This is a genomic window from Mariniflexile sp., assembly GCF_052728615.1.
This window is the reverse complement of sequence record NZ_JBFVFE010000018.1, coordinates 39,837-59,260: the sequence shown is the minus strand read 5'-3', so window position 1 is coordinate 59,260 and position 19,424 is coordinate 39,837. Positions and strand designations below refer to the sequence as shown.

Here is a 19,424-nt window from a genome sequence, read left to right as displayed (position 1 = left end):
GGGGTTCAGACTTCAATATATGGAAGTTTACAACTGGGGAACATTTAACGAAAAGGTTTTTAGAATAAATCCGAAAGGAAATAATTCACTTTTGACAGGTGCAAACGCATCAGGAAAAAGTACATACATTGACGCGTTGCTTACTCTAATTGTTCCTGCAAAGAAAGACCGTTTTTACAATCAATCTTCGGGCGTTGAAAAAAAAGGCGACCGCACCGAAGAAACATATGTGTTGGGACATTACGGAAACATTCAAGAAGAAGGAAAAACTTCTACATCAACACAAAAATTGCGTGATACAAATACATATTCAGTAATTCTTGCTTCGTTCTCCAATGCCGACCAAAAACAAATTACACTTTTTCAAGTACGTTGGTTTTCTAATAATGAATTAAGACGGCAATTCGGAATTGCTCACGTTCCTCTTGAAGTAGAATCTGATTTTGGTCAATTCGATTCAAAAGGAAATTGGAAAAAGGTTTTAGATAAAAAGTATAACTCGAATGTTACAAAAAAGAAAATTGAGTTCATAGATGGTCCTAATGCTTATGCAGAAAGATTGGCGGACTTATTTGGAATGCGTTCAACAAAGGCGTTGACTTTGTTCAATCAAGTTGTTGGGGTAAAAGTACTGGAAGACTTAGATGATTTCATAAGAACCAATATGTTGGATGAGCAGGATGCGGAAGCAGAATTCATTCAACTGAAAGAAAGTTTCTTGACTTTAATGGATGCTAAAACCAACATTGAAAAGGCTAAAGAACAAATTGAACAATTGAATCCAATCAATGAAATTGCAATAGCACTAACCAACATCAAAGCAGATTTATTTCAATTAGAAAGGTCAAAAGAAACCGCAGTTTATTGGTTTGCAAAAAAAGGTGTTGAGTTGGGTGAAAACGAATTAGAAAAATGTAAAGAAGAATTTCAGCGATTGAATGATGAGTTGACCGATTTACGAAATAAAGAGGAAGAACTAAAACAAGAAGAACGAACTATCTCGATTTCTATTGAAAAAGATGAAGTCGGAAGTAAAATCAAAGATTTAGAGAAAGAAATTAAAAATCTTCAAACCTTAAAAGACAACAGAAGCAAAAAACTTGATGAATATAATAAAATTGCCCAAAACCTAAAATTTAGCACCAACCCAAGTGAAGATATATTTATCACAAACAGAGAAAGTGCGAAGCAATTAAAACAAAGTACTCAACATAATATTGATGATGAAAATGAAAATCTACGAGCCTTAAAAAATGAAGAAGATAAACTAAAACAAGACACCGAAGATTTAGTAAAGACTATAAAAACACTCCAAGAAAATAAAAACAACATTGCTGGGCGTGAAGCCGAAATACGAGATGAAATCATTGCACATATTGGAGCAAGCAGAGAAGAAATTCCGTTCATTGGCGAACTCATCAAGGTAAAAGATGATGAAATGAAATGGGAATCATCTATTGAAAAAGTGTTGCATAATTTTGCTTTACGTTTGATTGTTCCACCAAAGTATTATTCATCAGTGAATCAATATGTGAATAGCAATAATTTGAAAGGCAGAATTCGTTACGACAAGTATGAAGACCAAGACTATCTTAAGAATTTCAAGAACAAGACACTTAATGAAAAATCATTAATCAACAAAATTGAAATTAAGCCCAAAACACAATATTACGATTGGATTGAGAACTATTTGGAATCTCAATTTGATTTTACTTGCGTAGATAATCTTTCGGGGTTTGAGCAATTCCACGAAATGGCAATTACTCAAAATGGATTGATAAAATTCAAAAGGGGCAAACACGAAAAAGACGACAGGCCACATATTACTCGTAAAGAAAATTTTGTCTTAGGATGGGATAACAAGGAAAAACTCTCCTCCTTAAAGAAAGAATTAATTAATCTTCAAAATCAGCAAACGGAAAATAAGAAAGCGATTGCAAACAAAAATACCGAGATAAAAAACTTAGGTTTATTCAAGGATGAATGCCATAATCTATTTTCAAAGTTTGAAAAATATGATGATATAAACTGGCAATCATATGCTAATGATATACAAGATAAAACAGAACAGAAAGATAAATTAGAAAAAACCAACAATCGTGTAAAGCAACTTCAAGAAGATTTAAAGAAGGTTCAAGACGCATTAAATCAACTTTCAAAAGTTCAAATTTTCGACAAAGAACAAGAAATATTTACCAAGAAAAATGAAGTTGGTACTATTGAACAATCAATAAGAAGTAACAAATCCATTTATGAGCCATTGGGAATTGTTGATGTTTCAATGTTTGAAAAACAACATCCTGATTTGCTGAATATAGAATACGCAACCTTTGAAACAAGTCGTGAGAAATTCCAAAAAGAAAACTCAAGACAAACACGAGAACTTCAAGAACAAAAGGAAAGGAAAGAAAGAGAAGTAATCATCAAGATAAATAATTTTAAACAGCCTTCAGAAGCAATATCAAGCAAATTCAAAGATTGGCGTTCTGATGTTAATTCTCTACCCGATTCAACACATTTAGAGTTAATTAGTGAATATCAAAATTTCTTAGCCAGATTGGAGAATGATAATCTTCCAAAATTTGAAAAGAAATTCAACGACTATTTGCAAGAAACAATTACCAACAAGGTTGGTGATTTCAGAATGTTCTTTGAAAATTGGTCAGATTCAATCAAAGAAAACATTAAACATTTGAATGAATCTTTAAAAGAGATTGACTTCAAAAATAAACCACAAACCTACATTCAACTTGTTGCACCCAACAAGATTAATGATGAAGTGAAAGAGTTTAGAAAACTTTTAGAAGATGCCGTTCCCAATGTTTACCAAATGGAAAAAAATATTGAAGGTAGGAAACATCATTTCAATAATCACATTCAACCATTTATAGAAAGATTAGACAAAGAAGAATGGCGAAAAAAAGTAATGGACGTTCGTTTTTGGTTTAGTTACAAAGCCGAAGAATTTTACAAGGAAACAAATCAAAAGTTTAAAACTTATGAAGCAATGGGGCAACTTTCAGGTGGTGAAAAGGCTCAACTTACTTATACTATTTTGGGTTCTGCTATTGCTTATCAGTTTGGCTTAACAAGATATAATCAAGGGTTAGAATCTAAATCCTTTCGCTTCATTGCCATTGATGAAGCATTCAAGGCTCAAGATGAAGACAAAGCACGGTACTTGATTACACTTTGTAAACAACTTCATTTGCAATTGCTAGTCGTTACACCAAGCGACAATATTCACATTGTAGAAAACGATATTTCATTTGTTCACTTTGTTGAGCGCAAGGAAGAAAGACATTCGTGGCTATATGATATGCCAATTGAACAATTCAAAGAAGAAAAAGCGAATTATCTGACTAAATGATTACACCAAAAGAAATAAAGGACAAAACCGAAAGAAAGTACATTTCATTTCTTCAATCATTGGTTGAACAGAGACCTTTTGAGAAATTGGTAATTCGTGGCAATAAGTCATACACCAAATCTTCATTGTCGGAATTTGAAAGAGAAATTCAACTAATTCACAGCCAATCAAAGGAAAAAAAAGGTTTTGGTTATTCCTTAGACTTTCAAAAAGTAAAGACAAAATATTTAGGAACTCAGGATTTGCCTACTTCAATTTATTTTGACAATGAAAAAGATTTTTTGAAATTCTTAGGAAAAGAGAACGAAGTGTTTTTTTTCAAATCAAGTATTGAGAAAATCTTATTTGAATTTCTTGAACTGAAAGATTGGATAATTAGAAATCCTAAAAAGGTCATTGACAACTTGAACGCGTGGCAAAACATTTTACAAGTGTGTCATTACTTCAAACAAAATCCAAAACCAAATTTCTACATCAGAGAATTGCCAGTAAAAGTTCACACGAAATTTATTGAGAGAAATAAAGGCATTATCAGAGAACTCCTAGATGTCCTTATCTACGAACACGTAAACACCGAAGAAAAAGAATTTGAAAAAAGATTCTATTTGAAATATGCTGAACCTCAAATTAGATTTAAAGTTCTTGACAAAACAATATCGGACAGATTTTTTTCTGGAATTGATGATATTGCAATTCCAGTTAGCCAATTTGAAAAATTGGAATTACCAATCAGAAAAGCATTGGTCGTAGAAAACAAAACAACACTTTACACCACTTTGACTCTTCCGAAAATGAATGACACCATAGCAATTTTTGGTAGTGGATTTAGTGTTTTCAATCTAAAAAATGTGCGTTGGTTTGACGATCTTGAATTACTTTATTGGGGTGACATAGACGTGCAAGGTTTTGAAATTCTATCACAATTCAGAACATACTTTCCACATACAAAAAGTATATTAATGGACAACAAAACCTTTGACAAGTTTTTTGAAGATGACAAAGGCACAACGTCAAACCTATCTGCTAAACTAAAACTAACAGACGAAGAACAACTACTTTATGAGATTTTAAAAACAAACAACTGGCGACTTGAACAAGAGAAAATTCCATTAGACTATGTGAATGATTACTTTGAAGATGAATAGGCTTTTTTGTTAAAGAAAACCCAAACTACTTCCTTCAACCGACATCATTTTTGAATATGATACTTGATATCAATCCCTAAAATATAAAAAATAAGAAACGGTAAAAAGATGAAGTATAGCGATGAACAAAATTTAACAAGTAAAGAAGCTAAAGTATTTCTTAAAATTCAAGATTGTGATTTAGCTCATATAAGAAATGCTGGAAAGTTAAAATTTATAAAAAAAGGAAATGCTTTTCTCTACGATAAAGAATCGGTAGAAGCATATAAGAAACACATATAAGGTTGTTAAAATGGCAGTATCACATTACCTATGTAAGTTTTAAAGTCTCAGGTTAAAAATTAATTTGAGAATATTTTATTCATTACAGTAATTTCTAATTACTCAAACATTACTATTCTAGTTTCCAATAGCTTTAAATATTTTATTTTCATTTCATCAGAAAGAAAAGAAATTTCAAGTAATTCCTTCCATATAGGAATTACTTTTTTCATTTGTTCTAGAATTATAGTTATTGTTTTTTCGTTGAGTTGTAGCCTTTCTTTGGCGTAATAGTCAATAAAATCAGCTGATTTTAAATTACTTTTTTTTCCTTTCAGGGTGAGCGCTATTTCTTCATCAGGATTTTTAATAGCTATGGTAGAGTTAAGGAAATCATAAATGGGCGAGAGCGTTGTTTTACCATTTTTAGTAATCAATGAAAAGTTTTTCAAGTGCATATCTTCATTTCCACTAACATAGCAAAAAAGTATTCTTTTGAAAAAATCAGCTTTTTCGATAGCAGGGAATGAACAATATTCGTCAAGTACTGGAATGAGTTTCTCCATTGTAAAACGGTATTTTGTATCTCTAGTATTTCCAGTTAATTGTGCAAAATCTTCTGTAGCCCATTTTTTTCCTTTACCATAGCGGTCAAAACGTTTAATAAAATAAGATAAACTACCATCTTTGCCATAAAGCATTCCGTGAAAAGGAACTTCTAAACCAAATGCTTTTGCCATTCGCATGGTTACATCTTCATTCTCGGGTAATTGTGGGAATAAATCATTTTGTGGCTTTATGATATAGGTTCCAAATTGATCAACAATTTTAAATTCTTGATCCACTATAGAAACAGATGCAGTAAGCTTTGGTTGTACTCCTTGAATGGATAGTTTTTTAGCTCTATTGGCGGCTTCTTGACGTAATTCTACTGCTGTATAAGGTAAATTGTTTAAGTGCGTTAATTTAGGGGCAATCATACGTATTCCTTTTTTGCTATAGGTATTCGTACCGCATAATTTGTATGTAATGGGGCATCTATTCATTTTCCAATAATTGAACTGTTACAGATCCTACTAAATCGTTTCCTGTAGCAATTAGTTGAGAGAAATAATCTTTTTTGTCAATTTTGGCAATGCGTAATAAACCTTCCAACATGACACCTTCAGGCAATAACCCTTCGAAAAAGGGAGGGAAGGATTTGTAGTTATACTTTTTGTGGTTAGTGGGCATAGTTAATGATACTGCTTCACCTTCATAATTTTGGTCATACTCAAAATTATAGTCGTTAGCAGCAACTTCTGTTAAAATTCCAGCTCTTTTTCCGTGAGCCAATATTATTGCTTGTCTCATGATTATTTAGTTAATGGACTTTTGAATTCTACTTTAATGTTGAGTACTTGGAGTACTGCAAATAGATTATTTAATCGTACCGTTTCTTTGTTCTTTTCAATATCAAAAACAGTTGTTTTACCAACTCCTGCTAAATTAGCTAGTTCCAGTTGGGTAAGTCCTGCTTTTTTTCGATGGTCTTTTATCAAAGCACCTAAATCAAAATCATTCATTTTATACTGTTTAGGCGGTAAAAATACGTAATTTAAATATTTTAAGATACATTTTTTTTATAAAATTGTATTTTATTACTGTTAGAGCAGTAAATTAAAGAAGATTTATAATTTTTTAAGGGTGAAAAGACAAAAAAAGCACTCTATTACTGCTAAGGCGGTAATTAATTAGTATACTACTTAATGATTGGTCTTTATTTAATTAAAAATATTATCCAAATCTTGTCTTCCAATTATAGTCATAATTTCAACAACATTATTATTGACTTTATAATAAATACTATCAGAACCACAAACACAACGTCTATATCCTGTTTTAATAAAATCAACTGATTCAAATGAGAATGGACTTTCAGCAATAATATCAAAATACTCAAAAAATGAATCAAAATATTTGTCAGCTTGTGTGATTCCAAATTTCTTAACTCCATAATGATGAATTCTAATCAAATCATCACTAGCTACATTACTTAATTTGTATTTAGCCATTAAGTAAAGACTTTGATTTTGCTAAAATTTGTTCTTTACTATCGTTTGTAAATCCGCTATTTTCTGCTTTTTCCAGCTTAGCACTTATCCAATCAATTTGTCGTTGTTGTTTTCTAGCTTGTCTAATTAAATCGTTTACAAGTTCACTCTTACTAGAATATTCATTATTATCCACTTGAGATTTTAACCATTCATCATTTAGCTTTGTGAATGAAATACTTTGTCTTGCCATAAGATTCGTTTTTGATGTAAATTTACACCAAATATAATCAAATTAACTAATGTTTTTTGTAAAATAGATACTATAATAATATCAAAGGAAACTAAAAATTAACACCATTTTTACACCTTGAAGGTTCTAAAGTACCGTGTTTAAAGGATTGTTACTTATTGTTTCGCGATTCGCAAAACACGAATTTGTAATTATTTAAAGCATTATTCAAAAATTACGGCCTAAAATTATAATAGTAAAAGAAATTATCTCCTTATTTTAATAGCCTAGTCTTTAAAAGAATTAAAACTGTACTAAATTTTACTCTACCACTTTGTTTATTGGTTACCTTTGAATAAGACATTCCATGGCACATATATAGGTTATCTAAAAGTAATGTATAATATTGAGTTAGATTTTTTAATAACAGCACATCCTAAAATGCAAAAAATAACCTATATTGCACATATAAATATGCAACATGGAACAATTACTAGAAAAATCGGCAGCATTGGTACAACGAATACGTTCTGAAAAGAAACGCTATTTATACAATGAGATTAACTGGAACAACAAATTAATAGGCATAAAAGGGGCTAGAGGTACTGGCAAAACGACCCTTTTGTTACAAAAATTAAAAGAGTTAAAGTTGTTACCAACCCAAGGAACCTATTGGTCCTTAGATGATTTTTACTTCACAACACATTCTTTGGTAGAAACTGCCGAAGCATTCTTTAAAAAAGGCGGGCAATATCTTTTTTTGGATGAGGTGCACAAATACGAAAATTGGTCTATTCATATAAAAAACCTGTATGATTTTTATCCTGACTTAAAAATAGTGTTCACAGGGTCGTCCGTAATCGATATTTCTAGAGAAGAAGGCGATTTAAGCAGACGGATGTTAATTTACACCTTACCGGGGCTTTCATACCGTGAATATTTGGCGTTTAATGATTTGTATAATTTTGAACCTATTGCTTTGGAAGACATACTTTCCAAAGACCGTAAATGGACCGAAATGTTTCCTGCAGAGTTTAAACCATTAGTGTATTTTGAGGATTATTTACAATACGGTTATTATCCATTTTCCATGGAAGATAAACAAGGTTACTCCACACGGCTGCAACAATTGGTGCGCTTAATTGTGGAATACGATATGGCAGAACTAAAGGGTTTCGATGTGCGTAATGCAAAAAAAATGTTGCAATTACTTAACGTGGTTGCCGCCAATGTACCCTTTCAGCCCAATATAACCAATATTGCAAAAAAAAGCGATATCCATAGAAATTCAGTGGTAGCGTATCTTCATTTTTTAGAGCAAGCCCAGTTGATAAGATTATTGTATGCATCCGGAATCAGTTTGGCAACACTTCAAAAGCCCGAAAAAGTGTATTTGGACAACCCAAATCTCGCCTTTGCATTTTCTACGTCAAACCCCAATAAGGGGAATTTGAGGGAAACTTATTTTATTTCCCAAGTTTCAGTAAGACATAAAATGGCATACCCAAAACAAGGAGACTTTTTAGTTGATAATACATTTACTTTTGAAGTTGGGGGTAAAGATATAACGAGCAAACAGATAGATTCTGTAAAAAACGGTTTTGTGGTTGCAGACGATGTTGAGTTTCCCATTACAAAACTACCGCTTTGGCTATTTGGATTTTTATATTAACACATTATGGATATTATAGCGATACACATTAATTATTACACCATTTGCCAAAGAGCTTAAAAAATCAATTAAAAAATAGTTTCATAAAAAACAATACAAATTTACCTTCAAACCAATATTTCAATCGCCTTATCTAAAACTGAATTGTCAAATTCCTTAAGATAAGTTTGTGTGATACTAAGGTTTTGATGCCCCATAGATTCACTAATGATGTCGGTAGCGACTCCTTTTTGTTTTAAACAGTTAGCAAAACTATGTCTGGCCACGTAACTGGTTAGGGTTTTATCAATTCCACAAATTTCGGCAATCTCTTTTAATTCTTTGTTATAGCGTTGAAGGGTTTTATGTTTTCTGTTCTCCAATTGCGGTGGGGTATTTTTTTAAATACAGATTGTGATTGACCATAACATAGGCCTATACCTAAAAAAAATACTGTGAAGAAATTTAAAAATGCTTTCAAAGTTTAATGGTATCTGTATTGGTTATAAAAAACTAATGCTTTGTTCAAAAACCCTACATTGAAAGGTTTAACATGTTGTGAGGTATCTGGATTTGTGATAGGGCAAGAAACCACTTTATAGTTGCATTTCCAAAAATAATTATGAAGTTGTTTGCGATACCAATTTTGATTTGAATAATTTTTCAATGCTACAAGTAATTAGCAACCTGATTGAAAGATTCAAATCCCGTCTTCAGTCGAAGATAATAACTGAAGTTAAAAACGACTCAACCGTCATCATTGTTTTTTTTGATAACAAAGTCTTCAAAAACTGAAGGCACTTTGCAAAACATGAAAACGTGGTTTCTGGACAAAAAAAACCCAATAAGGCAGGACTCTTTCCTTTAGCTATTCGCATTACCAAAAAACAGGCGTCCCAATTATCATTTTATAGGCCATTATATTGAACTCATTTAAACTTTTTTGAGGTGGCCGAAGATTTTTAAAAAAAAATTGAAACGAATAAAAAATTATCTCGTTATTAGGCAGATAAAGTTCGTGTAAATCACGTGATGGATTTTCGAAATCCAAACATCTTGCATTTCAAGATATTGATGAACAATTCTTATGAAGATTCAAAAGCTACCTAAAAATTAAAGAAACCTTATACGTAAGACCAATACTTAAGGCTTTTTGCTCCTCTTCTTGAGTCATTTCTGGTTCCATCTTCACATTGAAAGGCAACTAATCCTGAACATAGCACAAATAAAAATAGCAGAATGGGCTTTTTCATTTTTTCTTAAAGATCTTAACTTAAAGACGCAAACTTGTGAAAAGGTTGCGCAATAAAACAAAAACCCACGACTACATCATGGGTTTTAAACTTATACTTCAGTAAGGCATCGGTTTTAGGTCTCTTTTAGCAATACTCATTATAAGCATCCACAAGGTTTTCAGCAATTAATTCTGCTGGTCTGCCTTCAATATGGTGACGCTCTAACATGTGTACCAGATCGCCATCCTTAAACAAAGCCATACAGGGCGAACTTGGAGGAAACGGCACCATATAACCACGCGCCGCATCAACAGCTTCCTTGTCAACACCTGCAAATACAGTAACAATATGGTCTGGGCGTTTCGCGTTTTGCAAACTCATTCTTGTGCCCGGGCGTGCATTCGCCGCGGCACATCCACACACCGAATTAACCACAACCAATGTAGTTCCTTCCTTTGCTAAAGCCGCATCAACAGCCTCGGCAGTATGTAATTCTTCAAAACCAACTTTGGTTAAATCTTCACGCATTGGTTTTACTAATTCTGCTGGATACATATTTTTTAAATTTAAATTTAAGTATTAATACTGTACAAAGTTAATCAAAAATTGTGCAATAATGGTTTTGGCGTTCCCTTATAACACTTATGGTGTCATAAGGTCAGGCTATCCGTTGCAATCTTTTGGTTTTTGTCATTCCTGCAAAGGCAGGAATCCACAATCAATGTTAGAGGTTTGTTTTTTAAGGCTGGTAACTTATCACAGAAAACCAAAAGGATTTTCACTGCTATCCTTAACGCGGGTCCAACCCATGTTAGTTTCACAAAAAACAATAAGTACATTCTTCAAAGGCCACTTGAAAAGATGGTAATAACCCACCCCTAACCCCTCCCAGGAGGGGAACAATGCGTGTGTGCTGTAAATTTAAGTTATTATTTCCAATGACCACAAAGATTATTTTGCCAATAACGTATTTAAATGCTTGCCGGCAGATCCTGTTTACTTCTAATGGCAAAAAAGATAAAGAAACTACATAAGCACATTTCTTCTTTTAAAAGAACAATTTTATATGTAGGTTTGACGGTAAACAAAATTTATACTTACATGAGTTATTCAAAATGGATTGGTGCAGCGTTGGGATGGTCGTTCGGTGGGCCCATTGGCGCTATTTTAGGGTTGGCATTAGGGAGTTTAATAGACGGCATGTCCACCGAAATCAGTAGCACCGTTTTTAGGGATCAACCGCGGCAACGTCCACAAACACAACCGGGCGATTTTGAAGTGAGTTTGCTCATTTTAGCATCCATAGTTATTAAGGCTGATGGTAAACAAGACCAACGCGAACTGGATTTTGTGCGCAATCAGTTTGTAAACATGTACGGCAAGGAGCGTGCAAACCATGCTTTTAAACTTTTTAAGGAAATCAATAAACAGCAAAATATCTCAACCAAACAAGTCTGCTTGCAAATTAGGCAAATGATGCAGCATGCATCCCGTTTGCAGCTCATCCACTTTTTATTTGGAATAGCAAAAGCAGATGAAATGGTAACCGATGACGAAGAACAACAAATTCGTACCATAGCCGGTTATTTGGGCATTAGCCATAACGATTACGAGAGTATCAAGGCTATGTTTTACAACAGTAGTGATAGTGCCTATAAAATATTGGAAATTGACAAAACGGCAACCACAGACGATATTAAAAAAGCCTATAGAACCATGGCAAAAAAATACCACCCCGATAAAGTGATTCACTTAGGTAAAGAACATCAACAAGGTGCCGAAGAAAAGTTTAAAAAAGTACAGGCAGCTTATGAGCAGTTGCAAAAGGAAAGAGGGTTTTAGGTTTTTTTTCATTCCTGCGTAGGCAGGAATCCTAATCTAATGAAACTATGGACTGTTTTTATTATTAGAGTTCGTTGAAATTAAATTCGAAAAATCTTTAAGACGGTTGCGTTCCTCTAAAACACGGTATACTTCTTTTGAAAGATCATAAAAAGACAGTTTAATATCTAAACTTTTAACCTGAAACAAATCCAAAGTAAAAATAAAATAAATAAATTGCGATGCGTTTTAAATTAAAGCAATTTATTATGATAAACCTCTTCGACATCAACGAAACCAACGCCGTTATTCAAAGAATTAACAATCTCAAACCTGAAACACCACCATTATGGGGAAAAATGAGCGTTGAGAAAATGTTGGCTCATTGCAATGTTACTTACGAAATGGCATTGGAAGATATGCACACTAAACCAAGTGGTTTTAAAAAAACCATGCTGAAATTATTTGTAAAACCTATTGTTGTTGGCAATAAACCCTACAAACGAAACAGTAGAACAGCACCAGAATTTTTAATTACCAATGAAAAAAGTTTTGAATTGGAAAAAGTAAGGCTCATCAATTATATTTTGAAAACGATAAGTTTGGGGGAAGATTATTTTGATAACCGGGAATCCTTTTCCTTTGGAAAACTCACAAAAAAAGAATGGAATACCATGTTTTACAAACATTTAGACCATCATTTGAATCAATTTGGGGTATAGTTTTTTTTTGGAATTTTAATCCTTTATGTGTTTTGCCCTAAAGTAGTTTAATTACATTTGCCACCAAAAAACATCAAAATGTTTAAAAGTGCTTCGTTTTTTTCAGTGTTAATGGTGGTTTTGCTTAACCTCTCCTGTGCTTCCAAACAAAGTTTAATAACGCAAAAACCAGAACCCGAAGAAGCACGACCTTTGGTTTACGAGAACGTGCCTTCGTTCATCAATTTCCCTGTTACCATCAAATTAAAGGATATTGAAAACCAGACCAATGCCATTTTAAAAGGTTTGATTTATGAAGACAAAACCATAGAAGACGATAATATTGAGATAAAAATCTGGAAACAAGCCCCAATTACCATAAATAACGACCAAAAGTTCAACGGAAAAATAGAGACCATACTGCCTTTAAAAGCCAACATTAAATACCGTGTTGGTACGCAAGCCTTGGGTGTCAACCTATACAAAATGAGCGAGTTTAACCTTAATGGCGTGGTTACTTTAACCAGCGACATTGGTTTGTCCAATTGGAAATTAAAATCGCGTACCCAATTAAAAGATTTGGAATGGACAGAAAGCCCTTCTTTGGTGGTTTACGGTAAAAACCTGCCCGTTACCTATCTTGTAAATCCTGCCATAAAAATCTTTCGAGCCGAAATAGAGAAAAGTATTGATGCTGCCATTGAAGCATCCATGGATTTTAAACCCAACGTGTTGGCAGCCATCGAAAAATTAACCGTGCCTTTTAAAATGAGCGATAATTATGAAAGTTGGCTTCGAATCGTGCCTATTGAAATTTATACTACGGATGCGAAATTAAAAAATGACCAAGTATTGCTAAATATGGGCATGAAATGTACCATGGAAACTTTAATTGGAAAACAACCAGAATCTAAATTTGATGCTAAAAACATTGTATTAAAGCCGGTAAACAAAATGCCAAACCGTGTGACTTCAAACATCATTGCGGTATCAACCTATAATGACGCCTCAAAAATAATGACCAAAAACTTCTCGGGGCAGGAATTTGGTTCGGGCTCTAAAAAAGTGACCGTTAAAAAAGTCGATCTTTGGCACAAAGATGGCAACATGGTCATTGCTTTAGATTTAAAAGGGTCTGTAAATGGCACTATTTATTTGCAAGGACTTCCGCTATACGATAGTGCCACCAAAGAAATATATTTCAATAATTTAGATTATGTTTTAGATACCAAAAGCCAGTTGATCAGAACTGCCAATTGGTTGGCAAAGGGGTTGATTTTAAAAAGGATACAAGAAAATTGTAGATATTCCATTCAACCCAATTTAGATGAAGGCAAACAAACCATACTTAATTATTTAAGCAATTACTCGCCAATCCCTGGTGTTTTTGTAAACGGCAAAATGGAGGATATCAATTTTCAAGGAATACAATTAACCAACAATGCTATTTTGGCGTTTTTAAAAATTAATGGCGAAATAAGCGTTACTGTTGATGGGTTGAAATAGATTACTTTTCAAAAACAATGGTCGATTGATTTTTATCAACCTTTAACTGAATCGTTCTCCCCAAAATCATCGCTCTATTATCTTTTTCATGTCCCGCAGGCATATTAAAGGCAATTGGGAAATTATAATCTGAAAGTGCATCAATAATTAATTGTTCCACAGAGGTGCCCCAAGGCGTCGTGTTTTTTCTAACCTTTGTTATATCGCCTACTATAACCCCTTTACAGTTATCAAAATAACCGGCGCGTTTTAAACTTTGCAACATGCGGTCTATATGGTATTCATATTCGCCAATTTCCTCAATAAAAAGTATTGTTCCAGAGGTGTCTAAGCTCGTTTTAGAACCTAGCATGGTATGCAACATGGTTAAGTTTCCGCCCACTAACACCCCTGAAGCATTCCCTGTTTTATTATAAATTGAGCCCTTTAAAGTATAGGTTAAAGAGTTCCCGAAAATAGCATCCTTAAAAGTAGAAACCGTTTCTTTGATGGCCTCTAAATTATCTTGCATACTGGTGCACATCATGGCATGGATGCTTTCTATGCCTTCGTTATGAAATTGGTTGTGCAACGCCGTAATATCAGAATACCCAACAAGCCATTTAGGGTGTTTTTTGAACTTGGTATAATCTAATTTATCCAGAATCCGAACCGTTCCGTAACCACCTCTGGCACACCAAATGGCACTTATTTTTGGGTCGTCCATCGCTTTTTGGAAATCCTCACGACGTTCTTCATCGGTTCCTGCAAAATGATTTGCTTGTTTAAACACGTTTTTGCCAACAACCACTTCCAGTCCCCAACTTTTAAGCAAGCTTTTGGCTTGTTCAATTTCTTGGGTTCTGCTGTTCAAAACACCCGAAGGTGCCACAATGGCAACGGTGTCGCCTGCTTTTAAATAGGGAGGTCGTATCATTTTTGTTTGCGAATATATTTCAGTTGTAATAATACACAAAAGAAATATAATTGTTTTTTTTATTATCATATTCAATATTTTTTATGCCAGCCATAACCCAAAGATAAACCTGCTCCTATATAGCTGCTCTTACCAACATTCCCATATAATTTGAAACCAAAAGACCTACCGAATGCTGTTGGTTTTCCAATAGGTATAAGTCCATAATAAGCTCTAAAACGTTTTTTATTAGCTTTAAACCATTTGATGGTTACTTCAAAAGGGATGCCAATATAGCTTTCATCTTGCCAATAAACAATATTGTTTTCTTTTATTTTGCTATGTTTAATATTATTAGAAACACCAATTGAAAAACTATAAGATTCATTGTTGTCAATATAGCGTTTTCCATATAGGATTGAATATTCGTCAATATTAAAATCTGAGTATATGTATGGGAACGCTATAAAAGCGACAGCAACATAGTCAGATTTCAAATTTGATTGATTCTGATATCTAAATGTGAATAAATCTTTATTATTTTGATAATTAATTTGACATCCTATTGTGAACCCACTAGCATTTCCACCAGTATAACCGAAATTACCTTCTAAATATATGATTGGATTTGACTTTAATTCAGTAGAATCTACAGCATTTTGCGCTGATAATGAGCAGTATAAAAAAACTATAAAATAAAGTAGGTATTGTTTTTTCATATAAAAACTTAGATGAATCTAATATAGATAGAAAAGATATGATAAATGTTACGGCGAGATTAAATATTTTGTGCGACAACTATCAGTAAATCTATATACAAGAATTAACAAAAGATAAACAGAATGTCTATTTTTGCAATCAAATTGAATTCAAGATGAACACACCAAAACGATATACCATTACCTCGGCGTTACCTTACACCAACGGGCCCATTCATATTGGGCATCTGGCAGGGGTTTATGTGCCCGCAGATATTTACGTACGTTATTTGCGATTAACAGGAAACGATGTGGTTTTTATTGGCGGAAGCGATGAGCATGGGGTGCCCATTACCATAAAAGCAAAAAATGAGGGGGTGTCGCCGCAAGATGTGGTAGATAAATATCATGCTATCATTAAAAAATCGTTTGAAGAATTCGGAATTTCGTTTGACAACTATTCGCGTACCTCGGCTAAAATCCATCATGAAACCGCTTCAGAATTCTTTAAAACCCTATATGATAAAGGCGATTTTATTGAAGAAACTACCGAGCAATTATACGATGAAAAAGCACATCAGTTTTTAGCGGATAGATTCGTTACAGGTACCTGCCCTAAATGTGGCAATGAAGAAGCTTATGGCGACCAATGCGAAAGCTGCGGCAGTAGTTTAAATGCGACGGATTTGATCAATCCAAAATCAGCATTAACAGGCAATGTGCCCACTTTAAAACAAACAAAACACTGGTTTTTGCCTTTAGATAAGCACGAAGCGTTTTTACGTGAATGGATTTTAGAAGGCCACAAAAAAGATTGGAAACCGAATGTGTACGGACAGGTAAAATCGTGGATAGACGATGGGTTGCGCCCGCGTGCCGTGACCCGCGATTTAGATTGGGGTATTCCAGTACCAGTTCCAGGAGGCGAAGGCAAAGTGCTCTACGTTTGGTTTGATGCCCCTATTGGCTATATTTCATCCACCAAAGAATGGGCTGCCCGGGTTGGTAAAGACTGGGAACCCTATTGGAAAGACAAAGACACCAAATTGGTCCATTTTATAGGTAAAGATAATATTGTATTCCATTGTATTATTTTCCCAGCCATGTTAAAAGCCGAGGGAAGCTATATTTTACCCAATAACGTTCCTGCCAACGAGTTTTTGAATTTAGAAGGCAACAAATTATCAACCTCAAAAAATTGGGCGGTTTGGTTGCCCGATTATTTAAAGGAATTTCCGGGTCAGCAAGACGTTTTGCGTTATACATTAACGGCTAACGCACCAGAAACCAAGGATAACGATTTTACATGGAAAGATTTCCAGGCACGAAACAACAACGAGTTGGTCGCTATTTTTGGAAATTTCATCAATCGCGTTGTGGTGTTGACCAATAAATTTTATAACGGAATTGTGCCAGCTCCAAACGGATTTTCGCAAGTAGATGAAGAAACGTTGGCAGCCATTAAAGCCTATCCAGAGGTTATTTCAAGTTCCATTGAGCGATACCGTTTTAGGGAAGCACAACAGGAATTGATGAATCTCGCACGCCTTGGCAACAAATATTTAGCCGACGAAGAACCTTGGAAAGTCGTAAAATTTGATGAACCGCGCACACAGGCCATTATGTATGTGGCGTTACAAATAGCCTCGGCTTTGGCAACATTAAGCGAACCTTTTTTACCTTTTACTTCTACCAAACTTAAAGGTATTCTAGGGTTACGTCATAACGAGGCCCATAGCGACGTGGTTATCTCTTCAAAGGAACAGATTTCCATTCCCGACACATCGGGGCATAAAAATGGGTCTCGCAATGACGGTTTAACTTGGAATGATATCAGTTCAAAAGAAACCCTTGTACCACCAGGTCATCAAATAGGAGAAGCAGAACTGTTATTCAGCAAAATTGAAGATGAAACCATTCAATTTCAACTGGATAAATTGATTGCCAGTAAAAAAGCAAACGAAGCTGCCAAAAAAACAGTAGAGCCACAGAAAGACACCATCACTTTTGATGATTTTACAAAATTGGACATTCGGGTAGGCACTATTTTAGAAGCTCAAAAAATGCCAAAAGCCAAAAAATTATTGGTTTTAAAAGTCGATACAGGAATTGATGTACGTACCATTGTTTCTGGAATAGCCGAAAGTTTTACAGCAGAAGAAGTGGTTGGAAAACGTGTAACGGTGCTGGTAAATTTAGCACCAAGGGATTTACGGGGTGTTGAAAGCCAAGGCATGATTTTAATGACCGAAACTGCCGAAGGAAAATTGGTTTTTGTAAATCCAGATGATACTGCCATTCCGAATGGTTTACAAATAAGTTAGGATTTTAAATGGGTTTATAGATTTAATCTTATTAAAAATCTGTAACAGACTTAATTATTACTGAAATGAAACTTTGAAGCCCTTAAATAATTCATTAACTTTACAAAAAACACAAAATGATGTTATCAAAAAATATAGAAAAAGCACTTAATGGCCAAATACGTATAGAAGCCGAATCATCACAAATTTATTTAGCAATGGCATGTTGGGCAGAAGTAAAAGGGTTAGAAGGTGTTGCAGGGTTTATGTACAAGCAATCCCAAGAAGAGCGCGACCACATGCTAAAGTTGGTAAAATATGTAAACGAACGTGGTGGGCATGCTCAAATATCGGCACTTGCCGCACCTAATGTAACGTTCAAATCGTTTAAAGAAATGTTTGAAGAACTTTATAAGCACGAAATTTTTGTTTCAGAAAGTATCAACGAGTTGGTGCATATAAGTTTGCAGGAAAAAGATTATTCAACACATAACTTTTTACAATGGTACGTTGCCGAACAAATAGAAGAGGAGGCTATGGCACGAACCATTTTAGACAAGATAAACTTGATTGGCGACGATAAAGGAGGCCTGTATTTATTTGACAGAGATATTGTTAACTTAACCGTTAGTTCGGCATCAACTGGAAGCCCTCAATAATTTTAACACTTAATCTTATTTAGATTTAATAAAAATAACTATTTTTGCTCTTTCCTTTATTTACAAATGGGTCACTTGGGCAAAAAGAAACAGAAAAAAGCACTAAAAAAACTTGAAAAAGCTGGGATTAAACTTCCAGGCAAAGTAAAGAGCGGTTGCTGCGAGAAATATAAAAAAGGCGATAACAAACGTTGTAAAAAATGTCCATGTTTCGACTTACTAAAAAAAGTGGCTTAGTTAGCAAAAAAAGAAATTTCAACTTATTTATATTCATAAAAACAGACTTCCATATTGAAAGTCTGTTTTTGGTTCTATTAAAAACTTATTTAATCCGATGAAATTCATAAAATGGAAATTGTATAATGAAAATTTAGAATTTTATAATGCAAAATTCACAAACCTGTCGCACCTTTGCTTCAAATAAATACTTAAAACATGAAAAGAATTATAGTTTTATTACTTACAATTGGCTTAGTAAGTTGTGGTTCATCAAAAACCGTTAGAGATTCTAAAAAAGTTATTAAAGGCGATTGGACATTAACATCAATAACCTACAGCAAAACAGGTAAATACAACGTTACATTGTTAAACGACACCAACAAAGATTGCTTTGAAGGTAGTACATGGCAGTTTGTGCCAAACAACAACACAGGCACCTATACCATAAATGAGTCTAGTTGCTCTACGGGGATTAGAAATTTTGTGTTCACCATTCAAGAAGTGAATGCGGACAACGGATATTATGATTTTCTGCTGAAACCCACTAACGAAAAAAACAAATCAGACACCAATCAAGGATTTAGATTAAAGTTAACCGCTTTGTCAGATACAGATATGCAATGGCAACAAACAGTTTCAGGTAATGGGGAGCCGTTTATTATAAATATGAATTTCAATAAAAAACAAAAATAATC

Annotated in this window: 19 protein-coding genes; 10 read left to right on the top strand and 9 right to left on the bottom strand. The window is 33.9% G+C overall.

Features of this window, described 5'->3' with window-relative positions; translation table 11 throughout:
• Positions 1-19: 19 nt before the first annotated feature.
• From ACU1LP_RS09035 to ACU1LP_RS09025, 3 genes are all read left to right on the top strand, one after another.
• On the top strand, positions 20-3,370 hold the full coding sequence (locus ACU1LP_RS09035; protein ID WP_445736091.1) for an ATP-binding protein: 3,351 nt from the start codon (positions 20-22) through the stop codon (positions 3,368-3,370).
• Positions 3,367-4,515, top strand: coding sequence for a Wadjet anti-phage system protein JetD domain-containing protein (locus tag ACU1LP_RS09030; RefSeq protein ID WP_445733788.1), 1,149 nt, complete (start codon positions 3,367-3,369; stop codon positions 4,513-4,515). Before ACU1LP_RS09035 ends, ACU1LP_RS09030 begins: the two co-directional genes overlap by 4 nt.
• A gap of 108 nt (positions 4,516-4,623) precedes the next feature.
• Complete coding sequence (locus ACU1LP_RS09025; protein ID WP_445733789.1) at positions 4,624-4,797, top strand: hypothetical protein; 174 nt, start codon at positions 4,624-4,626, stop codon at positions 4,795-4,797.
• A 98-nt stretch (positions 4,798-4,895) separates the two neighbouring features.
• Here ACU1LP_RS09025 and ACU1LP_RS09020 read toward each other — a convergent pair whose 3' ends face one another.
• The 5 genes from ACU1LP_RS09020 to ACU1LP_RS09000 form a co-directional block, all read right to left on the bottom strand.
• Entirely contained in the window at positions 4,896-5,756 is an 861-nt protein-coding gene (locus ACU1LP_RS09020) for a HipA domain-containing protein (RefSeq protein ID WP_445733790.1), read from the bottom strand.
• A gap of 58 nt (positions 5,757-5,814) precedes the next feature.
• A complete protein-coding gene (locus ACU1LP_RS09015) occupies positions 5,815-6,129 on the bottom strand; it encodes a HipA N-terminal domain-containing protein (protein ID WP_445733791.1) in 315 nt (104 codons plus the stop codon).
• A gap of 2 nt (positions 6,130-6,131) precedes the next feature.
• Positions 6,132-6,341 carry a type II toxin-antitoxin system Y4mF family antitoxin gene (locus tag ACU1LP_RS09010; RefSeq protein WP_106659579.1) on the bottom strand — a complete coding sequence of 70 codons (210 nt, stop codon included), beginning with the start codon at positions 6,339-6,341 and terminating at the stop codon, positions 6,132-6,134.
• A 198-nt stretch (positions 6,342-6,539) separates the two neighbouring features.
• The gene (locus tag ACU1LP_RS09005) at positions 6,540-6,830 is read right to left on the bottom strand and encodes a type II toxin-antitoxin system RelE/ParE family toxin (protein WP_445733792.1); all 291 of its coding nucleotides are present in this window, start codon (positions 6,828-6,830) and stop codon (positions 6,540-6,542) included.
• Positions 6,823-7,062 (bottom strand): ribbon-helix-helix domain-containing protein, encoded by a 240-nt coding sequence (locus tag ACU1LP_RS09000; RefSeq protein ID WP_445733793.1) that lies wholly within the window; start codon positions 7,060-7,062, stop codon positions 6,823-6,825. The genes ACU1LP_RS09005 and ACU1LP_RS09000 overlap by 8 nt, the downstream gene beginning before the upstream one ends.
• A 460-nt stretch (positions 7,063-7,522) precedes the next feature.
• Here ACU1LP_RS09000 and ACU1LP_RS08995 point away from each other — a divergent pair, with 460 nt between their 5' ends.
• Positions 7,523-8,713 (top strand): ATP-binding protein, encoded by a 1,191-nt coding sequence (locus tag ACU1LP_RS08995; RefSeq protein ID WP_445733794.1) that lies wholly within the window; start codon positions 7,523-7,525, stop codon positions 8,711-8,713.
• 107 nt (positions 8,714-8,820) lie between these two features.
• On the opposite strand, the gene ACU1LP_RS08990 is transcribed toward ACU1LP_RS08995, so the two are convergent.
• Together ACU1LP_RS08990 and ACU1LP_RS08985 are read right to left on the bottom strand one after the other, a co-directional pair.
• Positions 8,821-9,075: a tyrosine-type recombinase/integrase gene (locus ACU1LP_RS08990; RefSeq protein WP_445733795.1), complete on the bottom strand. Its 255-nt coding sequence runs from the start codon at positions 9,073-9,075 to the stop codon at positions 8,821-8,823.
• 996 nt (positions 9,076-10,071) lie between these two features.
• Positions 10,072-10,482 (bottom strand): BrxA/BrxB family bacilliredoxin, encoded by a 411-nt coding sequence (locus ACU1LP_RS08985; protein WP_445733796.1) that lies wholly within the window; start codon positions 10,480-10,482, stop codon positions 10,072-10,074.
• Positions 10,483-11,028: 546 nt separating this feature from the next.
• On the opposite strand from ACU1LP_RS08985, the gene ACU1LP_RS08980 reads away from it, so the two are divergent.
• The 3 genes from ACU1LP_RS08980 to ACU1LP_RS08970 all read left to right on the top strand — a co-directional run bounded on the left by ACU1LP_RS08980 (position 11,029) and on the right by ACU1LP_RS08970 (position 13,955).
• Entirely contained in the window at positions 11,029-11,769 is a 741-nt protein-coding gene (locus ACU1LP_RS08980; RefSeq protein ID WP_445733797.1) for a TerB family tellurite resistance protein, read from the top strand.
• A gap of 248 nt (positions 11,770-12,017) precedes the next feature.
• On the top strand, positions 12,018-12,470 hold the full coding sequence (locus tag ACU1LP_RS08975) for a DUF1569 domain-containing protein (RefSeq protein ID WP_445733798.1): 453 nt from the start codon (positions 12,018-12,020) through the stop codon (positions 12,468-12,470).
• Between the two features lie 78 nt (positions 12,471-12,548).
• A complete protein-coding gene (locus ACU1LP_RS08970; RefSeq protein ID WP_445733799.1) occupies positions 12,549-13,955 on the top strand; it encodes a DUF4403 family protein in 1,407 nt (468 codons plus the stop codon).
• Position 13,956: 1 nt separating this feature from the next.
• Here ACU1LP_RS08970 and ACU1LP_RS08965 read toward each other — a convergent pair whose 3' ends face one another.
• Together ACU1LP_RS08965 and ACU1LP_RS08960 are read right to left on the bottom strand one after the other, a co-directional pair.
• Positions 13,957-14,871, bottom strand: coding sequence for a S66 peptidase family protein (locus ACU1LP_RS08965; RefSeq protein WP_445733800.1), 915 nt, complete (start codon positions 14,869-14,871; stop codon positions 13,957-13,959).
• A gap of 71 nt (positions 14,872-14,942) precedes the next feature.
• On the bottom strand, positions 14,943-15,569 hold the full coding sequence (locus ACU1LP_RS08960; RefSeq protein ID WP_445733801.1) for a hypothetical protein: 627 nt from the start codon (positions 15,567-15,569) through the stop codon (positions 14,943-14,945).
• A 155-nt stretch (positions 15,570-15,724) separates the two neighbouring features.
• Here ACU1LP_RS08960 and metG point away from each other — a divergent pair, with 155 nt between their 5' ends.
• The 3 genes from metG (at position 15,725) to ACU1LP_RS08945 (ending at position 19,422) form a co-directional block, all read left to right on the top strand.
• Complete coding sequence (gene metG / locus ACU1LP_RS08955) at positions 15,725-17,872, top strand: methionine--tRNA ligase (RefSeq protein ID WP_445736090.1); 2,148 nt, start codon at positions 15,725-15,727, stop codon at positions 17,870-17,872.
• A gap of 119 nt (positions 17,873-17,991) precedes the next feature.
• Positions 17,992-18,510, top strand: a complete 519-nt coding sequence (locus ACU1LP_RS08950; protein WP_445736105.1) for a ferritin — start codon at positions 17,992-17,994, stop codon at positions 18,508-18,510.
• Between the two features lie 435 nt (positions 18,511-18,945).
• Positions 18,946-19,422 (top strand): lipocalin family protein, encoded by a 477-nt coding sequence (locus tag ACU1LP_RS08945; protein WP_445736089.1) that lies wholly within the window; start codon positions 18,946-18,948, stop codon positions 19,420-19,422.
• Positions 19,423-19,424: the final 2 nt, after the last annotated feature.